The organism is Streptomyces sp. Edi4, from assembly GCF_040253615.1.
In the GTDB taxonomy this organism is placed as follows: Bacteria; Actinomycetota; Actinomycetes; order Streptomycetales; family Streptomycetaceae; genus Streptomyces.
Map to the genome: position 1 here is coordinate 6,584,992 of NZ_JBEJGY010000004.1, position 15,052 is coordinate 6,600,043.

The 15,052-nt window shown below is 69.0% G+C and carries 19 protein-coding genes and 1 pseudogene; 10 read left to right on the forward strand and 10 right to left on the reverse strand.

The window, feature by feature from the left end; genetic code table 11:
• Nucleotides 1-242 precede the first annotated feature (242 nt).
• Entirely contained in the window at nt 243-572 is a 330-nt protein-coding gene (locus ABR738_RS31605; RefSeq protein WP_350234824.1) for an STAS domain-containing protein, read from the reverse strand.
• A 471-nt stretch (nt 573-1,043) separates the two neighbouring features.
• On the opposite strand from ABR738_RS31605, the gene ABR738_RS31610 reads away from it, so the two are divergent.
• The 4 genes from ABR738_RS31610 to ABR738_RS31625 are packed head-to-tail and all read left to right on the forward strand — an operon-like array spanning nt 1,044 to nt 5,167.
• Nucleotides 1,044-1,643: a chemotaxis protein CheB gene (locus ABR738_RS31610; RefSeq protein ID WP_350233348.1), complete on the forward strand. Its 600-nt coding sequence runs from the start codon at nt 1,044-1,046 to the stop codon at nt 1,641-1,643.
• Nucleotides 1,643-3,529, forward strand: a complete 1,887-nt coding sequence (locus tag ABR738_RS31615) for a CheR family methyltransferase (protein WP_350233349.1) — start codon at nt 1,643-1,645, stop codon at nt 3,527-3,529. The genes ABR738_RS31610 and ABR738_RS31615 overlap by 1 nt, the downstream gene beginning before the upstream one ends.
• 4 nt (nt 3,530-3,533) lie before the next feature.
• Complete coding sequence (locus ABR738_RS31620) at nt 3,534-4,397, forward strand: GAF and ANTAR domain-containing protein (RefSeq protein ID WP_350233350.1); 864 nt, start codon at nt 3,534-3,536, stop codon at nt 4,395-4,397.
• Between the two features lie 50 nt (nt 4,398-4,447).
• The gene (locus ABR738_RS31625) at nt 4,448-5,167 is read left to right on the forward strand and encodes an ANTAR domain-containing protein (RefSeq protein ID WP_350233351.1); all 720 of its coding nucleotides are present in this window, start codon (nt 4,448-4,450) and stop codon (nt 5,165-5,167) included.
• Here the strand turns inward: ABR738_RS31625 and ABR738_RS31630 are convergent.
• The gene (locus tag ABR738_RS31630; protein WP_350233352.1) at nt 5,068-5,532 is read right to left on the reverse strand and encodes a DUF5994 family protein; all 465 of its coding nucleotides are present in this window, start codon (nt 5,530-5,532) and stop codon (nt 5,068-5,070) included. The genes ABR738_RS31625 and ABR738_RS31630 overlap by 100 nt on opposite strands.
• 17 nt (nt 5,533-5,549) lie before the next feature.
• Here ABR738_RS31630 and ABR738_RS31635 point away from each other — a divergent pair, with 17 nt between their 5' ends.
• The 4 genes and pseudogenes from ABR738_RS31635 (at nt 5,550) to ABR738_RS31650 (ending at nt 7,558) form a co-directional block, all read left to right on the forward strand.
• Entirely contained in the window at nt 5,550-6,005 is a 456-nt protein-coding gene (locus ABR738_RS31635) for a hypothetical protein (RefSeq protein WP_350233353.1), read from the forward strand.
• 92 nt (nt 6,006-6,097) lie between these two features.
• A pseudogene (locus ABR738_RS31640) lies at nt 6,098-6,277 on the forward strand (ANTAR domain-containing protein); the annotation flags it as partial.
• 168 nt (nt 6,278-6,445) lie between these two features.
• The gene (locus ABR738_RS31645) at nt 6,446-6,937 is read left to right on the forward strand and encodes a hemerythrin domain-containing protein (RefSeq protein ID WP_350234826.1); all 492 of its coding nucleotides are present in this window, start codon (nt 6,446-6,448) and stop codon (nt 6,935-6,937) included.
• 216 nt (nt 6,938-7,153) lie between these two features.
• The gene (locus ABR738_RS31650; protein ID WP_350233354.1) at nt 7,154-7,558 is read left to right on the forward strand and encodes a DUF1003 domain-containing protein; all 405 of its coding nucleotides are present in this window, start codon (nt 7,154-7,156) and stop codon (nt 7,556-7,558) included.
• 159 nt (nt 7,559-7,717) lie between these two features.
• Here ABR738_RS31650 and ABR738_RS31655 read toward each other — a convergent pair whose 3' ends face one another.
• The 4 genes from ABR738_RS31655 to ABR738_RS31670 all read right to left on the reverse strand — a co-directional run bounded on the left by ABR738_RS31655 (nt 7,718) and on the right by ABR738_RS31670 (nt 9,943).
• Nucleotides 7,718-8,572: a hypothetical protein gene (locus ABR738_RS31655; protein WP_350233355.1), complete on the reverse strand. Its 855-nt coding sequence runs from the start codon at nt 8,570-8,572 to the stop codon at nt 7,718-7,720.
• Nucleotides 8,573-9,062: 490 nt separating this feature from the next.
• A complete protein-coding gene (locus tag ABR738_RS31660) occupies nt 9,063-9,425 on the reverse strand; it encodes a PRC-barrel domain-containing protein (protein ID WP_350233356.1) in 363 nt (120 codons plus the stop codon).
• Nucleotides 9,426-9,499: 74 nt separating this feature from the next.
• Nucleotides 9,500-9,685: a CsbD family protein gene (locus ABR738_RS31665; RefSeq protein ID WP_350233357.1), complete on the reverse strand. Its 186-nt coding sequence runs from the start codon at nt 9,683-9,685 to the stop codon at nt 9,500-9,502.
• Between the two features lie 90 nt (nt 9,686-9,775).
• A complete protein-coding gene (locus ABR738_RS31670; RefSeq protein ID WP_350233358.1) occupies nt 9,776-9,943 on the reverse strand; it encodes a hydrophobic protein in 168 nt (55 codons plus the stop codon).
• A 309-nt stretch (nt 9,944-10,252) separates the two neighbouring features.
• Between ABR738_RS31670 and ABR738_RS31675 the strand changes: the two genes are divergently transcribed.
• Together ABR738_RS31675 and ABR738_RS31680 are read left to right on the forward strand one after the other, a co-directional pair.
• Nucleotides 10,253-10,609: a PRC-barrel domain-containing protein gene (locus ABR738_RS31675; RefSeq protein ID WP_350233359.1), complete on the forward strand. Its 357-nt coding sequence runs from the start codon at nt 10,253-10,255 to the stop codon at nt 10,607-10,609.
• 34 nt (nt 10,610-10,643) lie between these two features.
• Nucleotides 10,644-10,811: a hypothetical protein gene (locus tag ABR738_RS31680; protein ID WP_350233360.1), complete on the forward strand. Its 168-nt coding sequence runs from the start codon at nt 10,644-10,646 to the stop codon at nt 10,809-10,811.
• A 411-nt stretch (nt 10,812-11,222) separates the two neighbouring features.
• On the opposite strand, the gene ABR738_RS31685 is transcribed toward ABR738_RS31680, so the two are convergent.
• From ABR738_RS31685 to ABR738_RS31700, 4 genes are all read right to left on the reverse strand, one after another.
• Nucleotides 11,223-12,458, reverse strand: coding sequence for a magnesium and cobalt transport protein CorA (locus tag ABR738_RS31685; protein ID WP_350233361.1), 1,236 nt, complete (start codon nt 12,456-12,458; stop codon nt 11,223-11,225).
• Between the two features lie 338 nt (nt 12,459-12,796).
• A complete protein-coding gene (locus tag ABR738_RS31690) occupies nt 12,797-13,195 on the reverse strand; it encodes an SAV_915 family protein (RefSeq protein WP_502964174.1) in 399 nt (132 codons plus the stop codon).
• A 193-nt stretch (nt 13,196-13,388) separates the two neighbouring features.
• The gene (locus tag ABR738_RS31695; protein WP_350233362.1) at nt 13,389-13,976 is read right to left on the reverse strand and encodes a LysE family translocator; all 588 of its coding nucleotides are present in this window, start codon (nt 13,974-13,976) and stop codon (nt 13,389-13,391) included.
• Between the two features lie 118 nt (nt 13,977-14,094).
• Nucleotides 14,095-14,973, reverse strand: coding sequence for a helix-turn-helix domain-containing protein (locus ABR738_RS31700; RefSeq protein ID WP_350233363.1), 879 nt, complete (start codon nt 14,971-14,973; stop codon nt 14,095-14,097).
• Nucleotides 14,974-15,052: the final 79 nt, after the last annotated feature.

Here is a 15,052-nt window from a genome sequence, read left to right on the forward strand (position 1 = left end):
CCCGCACGGTTTACCTCGGGAGATGCACGGGTGACCGGACGAAGGGGCCGCCCCCCCGAGCCTCATTCGGAGCAGCGCATGTCCGCCGGGGTCTGGGACGTCCACGCGACAGCATAGTCCCGGCTGTCCTCGCCAGGACTCTTCCGGCGAAACACCATGAGCGGCGATGGTTCGACAGCGCCACCTCCGAAACGCCTCGGAGGTGGTACTGCGTCGCTCGCGTGGGTCGCTGGACGAGATGATCAGTCGGACCGGGTCACGGCGAGCGCTTCGTGCACCGTGACGAACATCGGCACCAGGGCGGCGACACCGCCTGCGGCGAGGACCTTCCGGTGCCAGGGCCGAACACAGACCACCCCCAGCGCGCCACCGCACTCGCGCACCCGCCGGTGCGCCCTGTGCAGCAGTGTCAGGGCGGCGCAGTCGAAAAAGACCACCGCCCGCAAATCCACGATCAGCCGGGCTCCCGGCTGGGCAGACGCGACATCGAGGGGCGCCTGGGCTGCCGTAGCGGTGGTCAGATCGATCTCTCCGTACATCTCGACCACGGTGGATCCCCGCATCAGACACATACGCGCGCCCCCGGACACCTCGGGAGGAAGTCCCTCGACGAGAGGAACGGGTTCCGGTAAACCCGGCTGAATGATGCTTCCCACAGCAGCTCCTCACCCACAATGCCCCCGCAGGAGCGGGAGTTCGGTCATCGGGTGCAGCCACCAGGTCTGGGGTGATGCGTTCACCACCGTATAAACAGACAAAGAAGAAGAAACGTGCCAGCAGTCAAGTGTTCACTCTCAAGAGTGAATGGCCGGATAATGTCTCCTGGTACAGGCATATATGACCGGAGCACGTCATGGGGGCGGTCCTCGGAAGCCGTCGTCCGGTCGGCGGGATACGAGTGCGACGTGCGGGCGACAGGCGCACCGCGATCGGAAATACCTCATCCCCGCCGCCCACGAACAGGGACCGGACGCGTCGGTCACCACCGTTGACGTCCGGTCTCCACCAGCGGGGTGGGAGCCCAGGTCCGCTAGGCTCGGTGTGTGGCAACAGAACAGTACGCGGCGGAGCGGTACGACATCGTTGCCGTCGCGTCCTCAGCCGGGGGTATCCATGGTCTCGGTGTGCTTCTGAGCGCGCTCGGAACCGATTTTCCCGTACCCGTGCTGATCGTCCAGCACCTCGATCCGCGGCACAGGACCGTCATCGCCGACGTGCTGGCCCGTCGGATGTCACTGCCCGTCAAGCTGGCGGAGGACGGCGAGCACGCGGAGCCTGGGGTCGTCTATGTGGCCCCGCCCGACCGGCACCTCCTCGTAGGGCCGGAAGGCGCCTTGTCATTGTCCCGGACTGGACTCGTACACTTCCTGCGTCCCTCCGCCGACCTCCTTTTCGAATCGGTGGCCGGCGCCTATGGGCCGCGAGCCATCGCCTGTGTGCTGACCGGTACCGGCAGCGACGGCGCGATGGGGGTGGACGCGGTGAAGGCGCGGGGCGGCACGGTGATCGCCCAGGATCCCGAGACCGCGGAGTTCAAGGGGATGCCCGAGGCGGCGGTGGGGACGGGCGCGGTTGACTTCGTGCTGCCCCTCGAGGAGATCGCCGCGGTCGTCCGTGGACTAGTCGAGATCAAGAGGCAATGATGAGCGAGCCGTCCGCGACCGAGACGGATCAAAGCCTGGAGGACCTGCTCCGCTTCATCCGCGATGCCCGCGGGTTCGACTTCACCGGTTACAAGCGCTCCACGCTCAGCCGTCGGATCCGCAAGCGGATGGGCGATGCCGGAGTCCACGACTACGCGGACTACCAGGACCTTCTGGAGACCGACGCGGATGAATTCCGCACCCTGTTCAACACCATTCTCATCAACGTCACTTCGGTCTTCCGTGACGCGGAAGCATGGGCTCTGCTCCAGCGCGAGGTCGTGCCGGAGGTGATCGCCAACGTCGCCGCCGAGGACGAGATCCGGGTGTGGAGCGCCGGTTGTTCCAGTGGTGAGGAGGCGTACTCGCTTGCGATCATGTTCGCGGAGGCACTGGGTCTCGACGAAAGCCTGAACCGCGTCAAGATCTACGCCACGGACGTCGACGAGGAGGCGTTGCGCCAGGCTCGCGCGGGGCTGTACCCGGCCAAGTCCCTGGAATCGCTCTCGCCGGAGCTGCGTGACAAGTACTTCGAACCGAGCGGTACCCAGTACCTCTTCCGTCCCGACCTGCGGCGGCGGGTGATCTTCGGGCGGCACGACATCACGCGCGACGCCCCGATCTCCCGGCTCGACCTGCTCGTGTGCCGCAACACGCTCATGTACTTCAACGTGGAAGCGCAGAGTCAGATCATCGACCGTTTCCACTTCGCCCTGCGCGAGAGCGGCTTCCTCTTCCTCGGCAAGGCCGAGATGCTACTGAACGATGGCGATCGGTTCGAGGCGATCAGTATCCGCCAGCGGATCTTCCGCCGGCGCCCCGGCGAGAGCAGTCCGCCGTACACCGCGGCGCCGCTGAAGATCAGGGCCGGCGTGGGCGTGGAGATACAGGCGGCGACCCGCGTCCGGCAGCTGCGCGACCTGATCCTCGACGCGACTCCCGGTGCGGCCGTGGCCCTGGACGCCGAGGGCGTCGTCGTGATGATCAACAGTCAGGCGCGCTCCCACTTCGGCCTCACGGCCCACGATGTGGGCCGTCCCTTCCAGGACCTGGAACTCTCCTACCGGCCCACTGAGCTCCGTTCCCTGATCGACCAGGCCACGCACGAGCGCCGGACGCTGCGGGTGCACGGCGCGAAGCGGCGCATGGGGGACGAGCTCCAGTACTTCGACATCCTCATCCAGCCGATCTCCAGCGGCCCTGGTCTGCCGGTCGCCATCAACGTCACGTTCACCGACGTCACGCTCGCCACCCAGCTCAAGGCAGAGGTCAAGCGCGTCCGCGAGGAGCTGGAGACCGCGTACGAGGAACTTCAGTCGACGAATGAGGAGTTGGAGGCCACCAACGAGGAACTTCAGTCGAGTATTGAGGAGCTGGAGACCACGAACGAGGAACTTCAGTCGACGAATGAGGAGTTGGAGGCCACCAACGAGGAACTTCAGTCGGGCAATGAAGAGCTGGAGACCATGAACGACGAGATGCGGCTGCGTACCGACGATCTCGACGAGGCGAGGGCGTTCCTGGAGGGCGTGGTCGGCAGCATCGCGGCAGGCGTGGTGGTGCTGTCCGCGGGCATGAAGGTGAAGAGCTGGAACCGGGGGGCGGCCGACCTTTGGGGGCTGCGCGCGGACGAAGTACAGGATGTGCACTTCTTCGATCTCGACTTCGGGCTGCCCGCCTCCGAACTGCGCGACGTCATCCAGCAGTGCGTCGCATCGGGCAAACGGGCGGGGCCGGTAAGTGTTCCCGCCGTCAATCGCATTGGCAGAAGCATCAACTGCGCCGTGGTCTGCTCCCCTTTCGACGGCCACAACGGAGGCGTCGTCCTCCTGATGGAAGACATCGGGAACGAGGGTCAGCGGGTGACGCGGGAAGCCGTACGCTGAGAACATGACCGCACAGAGCGGGAGTCCACACTCGGCGGACGGGCAGATCGCCGTCGCGCTGCGGCGGGCCGCTCTCGCCGCCGAGCGCGCGGCGCGCCAGCGGGTGTCCGCCGAGCGGCACGAGCGGCTGGCGGGGGAGACGGGACGCGAGTTCCATGTGGCCATGGCGACGAGGCACCGCAGGGTCGCCGAGCGTCATCTCATCGTGGCACAGCTCCAGAAGAAGTACGCCGATGGACTGGCGGACCGGTCGGCGGGGAGCGGCCCGCGCCATCTGTTCATGGCGACGGTCGCGGAGACGTGCGGTACCTCCAGTGCCGCTCTCACTCTGGTCGGGGCCGACATGGCCCAGCTCGCGTTGGCCGCGTCCGACCAACTCGCCCGCAACGCACAGGACTTGGAGTTCGTACTCAGCATCGGGCCGGCCCGGGACGCCGCCGAGACCCGTCGGACGGTACGCGCCTCGGGACTCGCGATGGAGGAGCGCTGGCCCGGTTATGGCGCACGTCTCGCCGAACTGGGCCTCGCCTCGGTGATCGCACTGCCGCTGAAGTCGCAGGCCGGTTGCCTCGGGGCGCTCACGGTCTTCGATCCCCGGCCCGGCCTCGCCGAGTCCGGGGTCTTCGGCAAGGTGGCCGATGCCCTGGCGGAGAGCATGCTCCTCGGCCCCGATGCCGACCCCGGTCTGTACGGCGAGACGGACCACCGGGCCGTGGTGCACCAAGCTGCCGGGGTGCTGTCCGAGCAGATCCACTGCTCGCTCGACAACGCGCTGTCGCTCATCAAGGCGCGGGCCTTCAGCCGGGGAGAGCCCCCGGAGTCGGTGGCGCGCCGCATTGTGTCCGGAGATCTGAAGCTCCACTACTGAGGGGAAATTCGATGCCCACGCCGGATCAGCGACTGGCAGACACTTTTGTGATGCTCGCCCAGTCCTGGGGCGACGCCTTCGACACCGCGGACTTCCTGACCACGCTGGCGCACCGCAGCGTCGAATTGCTGGGAGCCGGCGCAGCGGGGGCGGTGCTCGTCGCCACCGACGCGCACAGAGGCGTCCGGGCGGGAGCCTCGGATCCGGGGGTGCGACGGCTGGAACTGGACGCGGCCGACTGGCAGGAGGGGCCCGGCCACGACTGTCTCCGTGCGGGCGAGCCCCTGCCCGACATCGCTTTCCAAGAGACACGGACCCGGCTGCGCTGGCCGCAGTACTCCGCACGAGCACGGGCGCTGGGGTTCACCGGCGTCGCGGCGCTGCCCCTGCGATGGCAGGACGAGCCGGTGGGTGCACTCGTTCTGCTGCGCGGCAAGTCGGTCCCGCTGTCCATGGACGCCCTCGCCATAGGACAGTCCCTGGCCGACGCTGCCGCGATCGCCCTCGTGCGGGAACGGGAGCTGGCCAGGAGCCGCACCCTGGCCTCCCAGCTGGAACACGCTCTGACCAGCCGGATCGTCATCGAACAGGCCAAGGGCGTCCTCGCTACGCGCATGGGTCTCCCCATGGACACGGTCTTCGATCTGCTGCGCCGCTACACGCGGTCCCGTCATCTGAGGATCGCGGACGTGGCCCGCGATGTGGTCGAGGGGCGCCCGGTACCGGACTGGCCGGACCCTTGGAGGCCGTCCGCGGGCGACGAGCTCTGATCCCTGTTGGCCGGAGCGGCTTGGCGGGCATCAGGGAGCGGGCTCTTCCCAGGCGGCGGTCGTGTCGTAAGGAGGAGGTGTGCGGCCCGGGCGGTGTTGTCGGCGCGGACCGCACGGGCCATGGCGGTGCGCGCGGCCTCGACGCTCGCGCGCGCAGGAACCATGAGCAGCGCGAAGTGGTCGTTGTGACCGCGGGTGATGAGGACGGTGTCGTCACCGACCGGGAAGGAGCCGAGGTGTACGACCCGGTCGTCGATCACCAGGCGCGTCGGGATCTCGTCCCAGGCAGGACGCCTGAGAACGGGGCGTGCGCGTCCCCGTTTGGGTATCCGATGGGATGTTGGTCCGGTCCTCCGCCCACGCATGCGTGGAGGCGAGGAACATGGAGACCTTCGTTCTCATCGCGGCGATCATCGTCCTGATCAACCTGGGCGTGCGCCTACTCCAACTCTTGAACCGACGTCGAGCCCCCGACGCCGGGTATCCGCAACTCCCTTGCGGGGCTAGGCTGTTGCGTCAGGCCCCAGTCCCCGGTTGCGATGATCCCTTCCGTGTTCGGAGGCCCGTCATGATCGTGCTGCTTGTTCTTCTGGTCCTGGCCCTCTTCGGCCTCGGATTCGTGAATGCCCTGTGGTGGGTGCTTGGCGCTGTGGTGGTCTTCGGCCTCTTCCGTCACGGACGAGGTGGATACGGAGGATGGGACCGCGAGGATGACGCCGGGTTCCGGAGCTACCGTGACTACCGGGACCGCCAGGACCGGTGGGGACGCCGGTACGACCGACAGCGCCGGGGTCGCCGGCTCCGCCAAGACCGCCAGGATCGCGAGCACCACCGGTGACCGTGTCAAGGGACGCCGCGCGGGATGAGATCACGGTTCATGAGGAACTCGGAGCGGCGTCCATCACCTGGTCAGGAGACGCGGCGCTGGTGGTGGAAGTCCTCGAACTGCGCGCCCGGTCGGAGCGGTTGCTCCGGGATCTGCACGGTCGTGCGGCGATCGACCAGGCGTGCGGCATGCTGACCGTGATGGCACCGTGCTCCGGCGAGAGGGCCTGGGAGCTGCTGGTGGACGTGTCGCAGCACTGCGACGTCCAGCTCCGCGACGTCGCCGCGGCCCTGGTCGCCACAGCCGACAACAAGGCGCTGCCCGTAGACATGCGGCACGCGTTACGTGCTGCCCTGAGCCACCTTCGGGCGTCCAGCGGCCTTGAGGAGCCGGCGGCTGCCCAGGGGGCGGCATCCCGGAAGCTGTCAGTTCCGCGAGACGAGGAGAGCACCGTGCCCAGGGGCCAGGATGTCGTCGCGGTGCTCCTCAAGGACCACCGCACCATGGAAGACCTGTTCCGGCAGATGCGCAGCGTGGAGGCGGACCGGGCCGGCGCGCTGAAGGCCCTCGCCGCGCTGCTCGTCGCCCACGGCCAGGCGGAGGAGAGCGAGGTGTACCCGGCGCTGAAGCGGTTCAAGAAGGTCGACAACGACGAGGTGGACCAAGGCGTTGCCGAGCACGCCCAGGGCAACGAGGCACTGCTGGCTCTTCTGGCAGTCACCGAGATCGGCTCCCAGACATGGGGCGAGAAGCTGGAGAGGCTCGTCGAAGCGGTCTCCCGTCACGTCGACGAGGAGGAGCGCACCATCCTCAACGGCGCACGGCAAAACGTCCCCGACGCACGCCGCGCCGAGCTCGGTCAGGCCTTCATCAGACAGCGGGAGAAGTATCTGGCCGAGGACTGCGGGAACATCGACCACGTCCGCCGCGTCGTACGGCACTGAGTCCCCGCCCGGCGCGATGGCCCCTGTCGGGCGCGATGGCCGCCGCCCGGCCGCCGCGCGCGGCGAGCCGTCCAACCGGCCCTCCGAGACGCCCAGTTCTGCCGATCCCGTGCGCCGTCCGAGGAGCACAGACAGACTGTCCCTCGGAGCATCTGACGTCATCCAGCCCCATCAGGTACAGCTGCGACGTCGACTCAGGGAAGCGGGCCGGAGCGGATGAGCGAACCCGACAGCACGACGCGGCACCACCCGGTCGTCGTCGCCCATCGATCCAGCCGTGCCGGTGACATCCAACTGCGCATCGCTGATGCGATCACCAAGTTCGCGGGCTCCATGGTGTTCGTATATCTCCACGCGCTCGGCTTCGCTGTGTGGATGCTCTTCGTGGAATCCACACCGTGGCCCACGCTGACCCTCGTCGTGTCCCTGGAGGCGATCTTCCTTTCCACGTTCGTCATGATCGGCCAGAATCGGCAGGCGGAGTTCCAGCAGGCCAAGGCCGATCACGACTTCGTCGAGCAGGAACTGGAACTCAAGACCAACACCGAGCTGACCCGGGCCATCCACACGATGACCGCCGAACTCCACCGCCGGCTGATGGCGGAGCCCGGGCAGCAGTAGCCTGTCCCCTCGGTCCGGCGGCAAGCCTCGGCGGGTGGCGGCACGGCCGGTCGCAGTCCGAAGCCGCCGCGTGTTGCGGTCCACTCCCACCGGAGGGTCGCGCCGATGAGACGGTGCCGGGCCAACCGGTGGGCGGCGGGAGGCAGTTGGCGGGCAGGGTCAGGCGGGCCTGTGCGGGGTGGACTCCGCTTCCTCGTCGGTCCACGTGGTGGTGTCCGCGATGTGCCATCCGCCTGGGCGGCCGCGAGCCGGTCGGTCCTGCGGGTCGTAGTGGCCGGCTTCCCGGGTGCAGGTGACCCTGACCCCGGAGGGGGAGTGGACCGTGGTGGCGTTGCACAGGTTCCCGGCTTCCCCCAGCGCCTCCAGGGCCCGGCGGCGAGCGGTGCTGTGGGCGCGAGCCGAGCGCGCCGCACGCTGGACGAAGGCCCGCAGCGCCTCCAGCTCGCCATCGGCGCCGAGCAGGTCCTCCTCCACGCGGATGATCCGGTACCGGCCGTCTCCGTACAGTCCGTCCTTCCGTTCGTTCTCCCGCAGGGCGGACATCGCGGCCTCGGCGACCGACGGCGCCTCCACGTGCACGGTGATGGACAAGACACCAGGCAGGGACGCGCTGACGCGTTCCGCCACGACTCGGTAGACCCGGTTCTCCTCGACCGTGACCGGCCCCCGCCCCTCCCGCTCCGCGGCCTCGGCGTCGGCCGCCACCCTCTCCAGACGCCGCAGCTCCAACTCCTGGACCCTGGAATCGCGCTCCGGTGCGTAGAGGTCCATCGCCTCCTCGGTCATCACAGAGCCGATCCGGCGCCACTCCGCGTGCTTCCACCGCGCCAGCCGCAGAGCCTCCAGCCGCCCCGCCTCCAGACCTCCCAGCTCCTGCGGGCCCCGCTCGGTCCGGTGCTCCCAGCCTTGCGCCGTCCTGGCCTCCGCCGCCACCTGCTCGCGGGTCATCCCGGTCGCCTTGCGCTGCACGTTCTTGCGGACGATTTCCTGTGCCGTGTACCTCTGAACAGCCATCCGCGTTCCGTCCCGATTGTGAAGCCCGGCGCGGTGGAGCTCTAGGTGCTGCCACCCGGGAGGGCCGAGGTTCCCCTCTCTCCATGCTGCACCTCCACGAGACACTCCGAGCCGTTCACACGGACAGTCCCCGTTCCCCGCCGAGCACCTGGGTCCCGTCGCACGACGTACCCGCGCGTCACCGTGCGGGCCTTTCGGCGGCCGACGGCTTCGAACCGGGCCGGACCCGCGCGAGGATGTGCGCGACCTCGCCGATGCGTTTCGCGGGTGCGTCCTTCGACGGCCCAGTTCCGGCGTCGGTGACCACCGAAGGCCCAGTTCCGGCGTCCGTGACCACCGAAGGCCCAGCCCCGGTGTCCGCGATCACTACCGCGGCCGGCCGCGTCGGCCGGCGACAAGGACCGTGACGGTACCTGCCGGACCAACGGCAGGTGCCCGGCCGGTGAGGCCGGGCACCCAGATCGCGATTTCGGCGGGGAGGCCGGTCGCGCTACATCATCGGTCGCGGACGCGGGTGTGCGTAGTAGGTGCCGATCTCTTCGTGGTAGTCCGGGTTGCCGAGATGCTTCTCCTTGTCGAACTCGGGTGCGCGCTTGATCTGGTCCCTGGTGCGGTCGACGTAGACCTTCTTCTCCTTCCGGTCGACGCGCGCCACGACCCCGGCCGGCAGAAGGACCTCCTTGCCGAAGATCCATGTTCCGGTGTCGACGACGATGTAGGCGGCGCCGACGTCCTCGGAGTGCTTGTCGACCTTGCCGATGCCGCCGTCGCTCGCCTCCACCTTGTAGCCGGTCAGATCCATGCCGGTCCGGTGGGAAGCGATCGGCCGGTATGCCCATACGTTCTCGTTCACCGAGGTGCTCCTTCGCGAGTAGTTCTGGGGGAGTGGGACGTTTAGTTCTGGGGGAGCGGGGCGTTCGATCGTGCTCAGTCCCGGAAAGCGTCCTTGGCCTTCTCTGCGGCCTTCTCTCCGGCCTGCTTCAGGTCGCCACCGGTCTGTTCGCGGCGGCCCGTTCTCTTGAGCCGCCTGTTGCCGACGGCCCGGCCGGTCCGTTCCTTCAGCCGCCCGGTGAGCGACTGAGAGCTGTTCCTGAGTTTGTCGGCGAGGCCCATGACGGACCCTCTTCTCGTTCGGCGGGGCGCCGGGAGGGGCCACCGGCGCAGGTCACCCGTCTCGCAGACGCGAGGACGGGCAGGCGGGGGCTAGCGGTGGCTGCCGGCGGAGCGGCCCAAGCCCATACGGCCGCGCGTGAGGAATCCGATGACCCACAGAACCAGCAGCGCCGCGGCGACGAACCACAGGACGTGCAGCGTGAAGCCGAACCCGGACAACGCCAGGACCAGCACGATCAGAACGATCCAGAGAAGCATGACCGAACCTCCGGTTCGCAGGAGTGCGCTCTGCGTTCCGCGGGGTCCCGGCGAAGCGAGTGGCGGCGGGTGGCGTCCGGAGATCCGGAGCATCATGGCCCAGCGCCCTAGCCGCCACTCAACGCCGCGCCGCATGCCCTGTCAATGGCTCCGCGAGACCGACGTCGCACAGCCCGCGATTTGCCGGGGGCGTGCCCCCCGACCGAGCGGACGCCTTCGATTGACCGCCGCCCCCTGGCGCACGTGGACGCGCGGCAGCAGACTTGAGCGGTGAACCCGGAGTCACTGTCGAGGGTGTAGGGGTTGAAGGTGATCCAAGCCGCGGACATCCGTGAGTGGCGTACTCACGGCGTCATCGACCGGGACGGGCACAGGATCGGCTCGTTGGAGGCGGTCTATGTGGACACCCGTACCGATGAGCCGGCCATGGCCACCGTGCAGGTGGGTCTGCCCACGAGACACCGGCTGGTCTTCGTACCCCTGGACGACACGGTCGTCGGGCCGGGCTATGTGAAGGTCGCCTACGAAAAGGCGCTGGTGAAGAAGTGCCCGCCGATCGGCACGGACGACGTGCTGCCCGCCGAGGACGAAGCGGCGGTCTTCGCGCACTACGGCCTGACCTACCAGCCAGGTGCCGGCGGTGAGCGGCAGCTCGCCCGTCGATAGAACGCCTGGCATCGGACGAGGAGGCATCCGCGCCATGGTCTTCTTCCTGCTCCTGGTCATCGCGGCGATCGTGCTCGGCGTCGTCGGCGTGCTCGCGCACGGACTGCTGTATCTGCTGTTCATCGCGATCGTGCTGTTCGCCGGCGCGCTGGTCCATCTCGCCGTGCGCTTGCGGCGCTCCGGCCGACGCCGGGTGCGCTGACCAGGCGCGCGGTTCCGACCCTTTGCAAGGTCCTTCCGGGCCGGCCCTCCGGTAGCCCGATGCTGGCGGAGCTGCCCGGAAACGAGCCAGGCGCCGACTCTGTGAACGAACCAGAGCGGGACGGAGCGGATGCCGCGTGTGACCGGCCCCCAGTGGTCCAGTGACCGGTGGGCCACCCGCGGCACTTCTCGGTTCCAATGAGTCCTCTCCTGTGTGGTTGCCGCCGAGCCTCAGTCAACATCGTCAGTGACGGTGCGCGAAGGAAGAGCTGGATAGGGGCACGCCGAACATGGGCGTCGAAGGCCGGACCGTCAGGCGAAGCCCCGCCGCCGCGCGTTCTCCCCAGGGGCCTGACGGGACCTTCAATGATGTTCGCGTTTGCGGAGTTTCTCCACGTGCTCGCGCTGCCGCCTACAACCAATGCCGCCGCTTGAAGATGAAGTACAGACTCACGCACACCGCTGCCATCAACAGGACCGCGAACGGGTAGCCGAAGGCCCAGCCCAGCTCCGGCATGTTCTCGAAGTTCATCCCGTAGATGGTTCCCACCAACGTGGGGGCGAAGAGGATGGCCGCCCACGACGAGATCTTCTTGATCTCCTCGTTCTGTTCGAACCCCGCCTCCGCCAGTGCCCGCATCTCCGCGTTCTGCTGCTGGGTCACCAGCGTGGCGTTGACCGTCAGGATGTCGGTGAGGGCTTGGCGGAAGCCGTCCACTCGTTCGCTGATGTGGGTCACGTGGTCGGCGACGTCGCGGAGGTAGCGCTGTAGTTCCTCGTCGGTGCCGTATTTCGCGAAGCCCGCCATCAGTCCGTGCAGCATGCCCACCAGAGGGCGGGTGGCGCGCTGGAACTCGACCATTTCGCGGGAGAGTTCGTAGATGCGGCGGGAGACCTCCGGGTCGCCGCGGAAGACTTCCGTCTCGATCTCGTCGATGTCGTTCTGTACGCCCGCGACCACGGGGGCGTACCCGTCGACGACCGCGTCGAGAATCGCGTACAGCACCGCCTCGGCGCCCAGCGCCAGCAGTTCGGGGTCCTCCTCCATGCGGCGGCGGACCGCCGAGAGGTCCGGGGCGGCGCCATGGCGGACGGTGATGAGGAAGTCCTGGCCGACGAAGACGTGCAGCTCGCCGAAGTCGACCTCTTCCGGGGCGTCGAGGTAGCGCGCCGCCCGCAGCACGACGAAGAGAGTGTCGCCGTAGCGCTCCAGCTTCGGACGCTGGTGGGCTTCGAGGGCGTCCTCGACCGCGAGCTCGTGCAGGTCGAACTCGTCGGCCAGAGAACGGAGTTCGGATGCCGAGGGGCGTTGCAGGCCGATCCAGGCCATGCCGTCGGGGGTCTCGCGCAGTCGGCGGAACGTCTCGGCGAGCGTGCCGGGCGATGCGATGTGCTGCCCGTCGCGGTAGAGGGAGGACTGGACGACGCTGCCGACCCATTCCCCGGGCCGCGTTCCGACGTCTTCTCCACTCGCCGTCGGTACGCCCCCGGGGGGTCCGGGCGGCGAGACCGGGGGCGGGGTCGGGGCCGGCTCCCGAGCGCCGGGAGGATGGGCCGGTCCCGGGGGAGTCCTGCTGTCGACGGAAGGCTGCCTGCGCCAGGAGTGCTTCTTCGGTGACCGTTCGGGGCGGGCGCGTCGTTCAGGCATGGCCACCTCACCTCCCGCTCCGCGACCGGCACGAGAGCCGGCCGAACGTCCGAACGCTCGTCTGTATACCCCCGGAGCAGGATATACGCCCCAAAAGGTACGGGCATGGGCACGGACGCGCCCACCCCGTGCAAAAGGCGCGGCATGGCGGCCGTGGGTGCGGGCGGGCGCCAGGCAGAGGGGTAGGGGGAGTGTGGGCGGGAGCACCGCGTGGGTGCGGACGGGGGCACGGCGTGGGTGTGGGCGGGGCACCGTGTGGGTGTGGACGGGAGTACGGCGTGGGTGCGGACGGAGGGGCCGGCTCGACGCGGGGGCTGTCCGGGTCCCAGTCGTCGGCGCTACCGCGACAACGTGTGATCCCGCCGGGCGCACAGGTGTGGGGTCTCGCCGTGTCGGGGGCGGGGGGTCGGCGGGGCGAGCAGGGGGTCGACCGTCATACGGGTGACGCCCAGCGGTGCCGAAAGCGCTCTCAATGCCGGTTCCGCGAGCCGGATCCAACTCTGGTCACGGCCCAGCACCGCCTTGAGCCGGTCCTGGCTGGTGAACCCGACCGCCGTCCGCACGCCGAACTCGTCGCGCAGGAAGCGTAGTTGATGCCCTCCGGCAGAGCCGAGCCGGACCGGCACATACAGCGGCCCTGCCGGGCGGCGTTCCTCCGGGTCGGCGTCTTCTACGGTGAGGCTGTCCATGGTGTCCTCCGGTACGGAAGTGCGGATGCCGTAGGCGTTGGGCATCATGCGCCCATACGTCTGAAGTTATGCCCCCGGCGCCGGGCCCCTGTCCCCGGGTGACGCGGTATTGACCCGGTGGAACCCGTTTTTGACGCGTTCCTGGCGCAGGTCGGCGCGGGGAGAGGCGGTCTGCGGCGGTCCGTCGGTTCGGGGTGTGCCGCGTGCGGATTTCATCCCAGTGGGTGTCGGCGGACGGAGATCAGTCCGCCCGGCCGGTCACCGCGACCGTCACGCCGAGCCCCATCATCGCGAAGCCCCACGCGCCGCCGATCATCGAGAGCCGCCGCTCGGAGCGGGCGAACCAGCCACGGGCCGCGGCCGCGCCCAGGCCCCACAGCGTGTCCGTGACCAGTCCGATGGTGATCGGGATGAGGCCGAGGAGCAGCATCTGGGACGGCAGACGTCCTGCCGTGTGGTCCACGAACTGCGGCAGCACCGCGGCGAAGAACACGATTCCCTTGGGGTTGGGGACGCCGACCAGGACGCCGTCCGCGACGGTCCGCAGATCACCGCGGGGCGGCGGTCGGGCCGGCGTTGCCGCCCCGCCGGGGGATTCCATCCCGAGCCGCATGTCCTTGCGGTGCCGGTACGCCTGCGCCCCGAGCAGGACAAGGTAGGCGGCGCCCACGAGTTTCACCGCCGTGAAGACCGCCGCCGAGCGTTCCACCAGCGTGCCGATCCCCAGCGCCACCGCACACACCAACACGTAGGAGCCGAGGACGTTGCCGAGAACCGTCGCCAACGCCGTGCGGCGGCCGTGCGCGAGGGCCCGGCCCGAACCACGCACGCGCCTCGCTCGGCGGCCCGCTGGTTGTTGTTCCGTCCCACGAGGATGGCTCCGCCGGCGTCCGCGAGCTCCAGTCGGCGGCCCGTGGCGCTGGAGCCGGATCCGGCCGGTCCGGTTGTCACGGCGCCGAGAACAGTCCGGGCCCCGAAGGCGGGGAACCGCCGACACGGACGCCGCTGGTGACCTGTAGAAACTCCAGCTTTTCCGCATCGGCGGAACCCGCGGCCACCGTGTAGACGACGAGGCGGATGTCGCTGCCCGGGACGGTGAGCACGTCGCAGTCGCATGTCACCTCGCCCGCCTGGGGGTGCAGGATGGTCTTGCGGGCCGAGACGTGCGGACCGACCGCGCCCTCGTCCCACAGCCGGGTGAACTCCGCACTGGTGGAGCGCAGTTCCGCGACGAGGCCGGCGAGGGATCGGTCGTCGGGATAGTTGAGGAGCGCGGTGCGCAGATCGGCCACGAGCGCGGTGTTCAGGGTGTCGCCGTCCTGGATGACGGGCCAGGACGTGAGCCCGGTCGGCCCGGTGGCGAAGGCCGCCCGTACGAGGTTCCGCTCGGCGTGTGTCCGTGAGCTCGGGTCGCCCATGAGCACCGCCCACGCCGGGGTCCAGGTCAGCAGGGTCCAGTCGGCGCTGAACACGCCCACAGGGAACTCTCCGAGGCGAGCGAGCATCCGTTGGACCCCGGCGGGGACGTGCGTGGAGATCGTGCCTTCCTGTGGTGGAAGGAGGCCGGCCAGCCGATAGGCGTAGTCGCGCTCCGGCGGCCGCAGTTGCAGCGCCCTGGCCAGGCTCGCGACGACCTGCGCCGAAGGGTTCGTGGCACGGCCTTGCTCCAGCCGTACCACATAGTCGACCGACAGCCCCGCGAGCTCGGCCAGTTCCTCGCGCCGCAACCCTGCCGCGCGCCGGCCGGGCCGCAGTGCCCGCCCGACGTCGACGGGAGAAAGCCGGTCACGCCAGCGACGCAATGCCGCGCCAAGGGTCTCGTCCACTCGGCCATTGTGTCCGTCCGACGTGCCGCTGTGCCTGGTACTGGCTGTCCTACCGTCGCACGGGGCACTGGTTGCCCTG

Excerpts from the sequence above, each read along its gene's own strand:
- ABR738_RS31605 (WP_350234824.1), bottom strand. The coding sequence starts at position 572 with ATGTGTCTGATGCGGGGATCCACCGTGGTCGAGATGTACGGAGAGATC.
- ABR738_RS31615 (WP_350233349.1), top strand. The coding sequence starts at position 1,643 with ATGAGCGAGCCGTCCGCGACCGAGACGGATCAAAGCCTGGAGGACCTG.
- ABR738_RS31620 (WP_350233350.1), top strand. The coding sequence starts at position 3,534 with ATGACCGCACAGAGCGGGAGTCCACACTCGGCGGACGGGCAGATCGCC.
- ABR738_RS31625 (WP_350233351.1), top strand. The coding sequence starts at position 4,448 with ATGCTCGCCCAGTCCTGGGGCGACGCCTTCGACACCGCGGACTTCCTG.
- ABR738_RS31630 (WP_350233352.1), bottom strand. The coding sequence starts at position 5,532 with ATGCGTGGGCGGAGGACCGGACCAACATCCCATCGGATACCCAAACGG.
- ABR738_RS31635 (WP_350233353.1), top strand. The coding sequence starts at position 5,550 with ATGGAGACCTTCGTTCTCATCGCGGCGATCATCGTCCTGATCAACCTG.
- ABR738_RS31650 (WP_350233354.1), top strand. The coding sequence starts at position 7,154 with ATGAGCGAACCCGACAGCACGACGCGGCACCACCCGGTCGTCGTCGCC.
- ABR738_RS31655 (WP_350233355.1), bottom strand. The coding sequence starts at position 8,572 with ATGGCTGTTCAGAGGTACACGGCACAGGAAATCGTCCGCAAGAACGTG.
- ABR738_RS31665 (WP_350233357.1), bottom strand. The coding sequence starts at position 9,685 with ATGGGCCTCGCCGACAAACTCAGGAACAGCTCTCAGTCGCTCACCGGG.
- ABR738_RS31670 (WP_350233358.1), bottom strand. The coding sequence starts at position 9,943 with ATGCTTCTCTGGATCGTTCTGATCGTGCTGGTCCTGGCGTTGTCCGGG.
- ABR738_RS31680 (WP_350233360.1), top strand. The coding sequence starts at position 10,644 with ATGGTCTTCTTCCTGCTCCTGGTCATCGCGGCGATCGTGCTCGGCGTC.
- ABR738_RS31685 (WP_350233361.1), bottom strand. The coding sequence starts at position 12,458 with ATGCCTGAACGACGCGCCCGCCCCGAACGGTCACCGAAGAAGCACTCC.
- ABR738_RS31690 (WP_502964174.1), bottom strand. The coding sequence starts at position 13,195 with ATGATGCCCAACGCCTACGGCATCCGCACTTCCGTACCGGAGGACACC.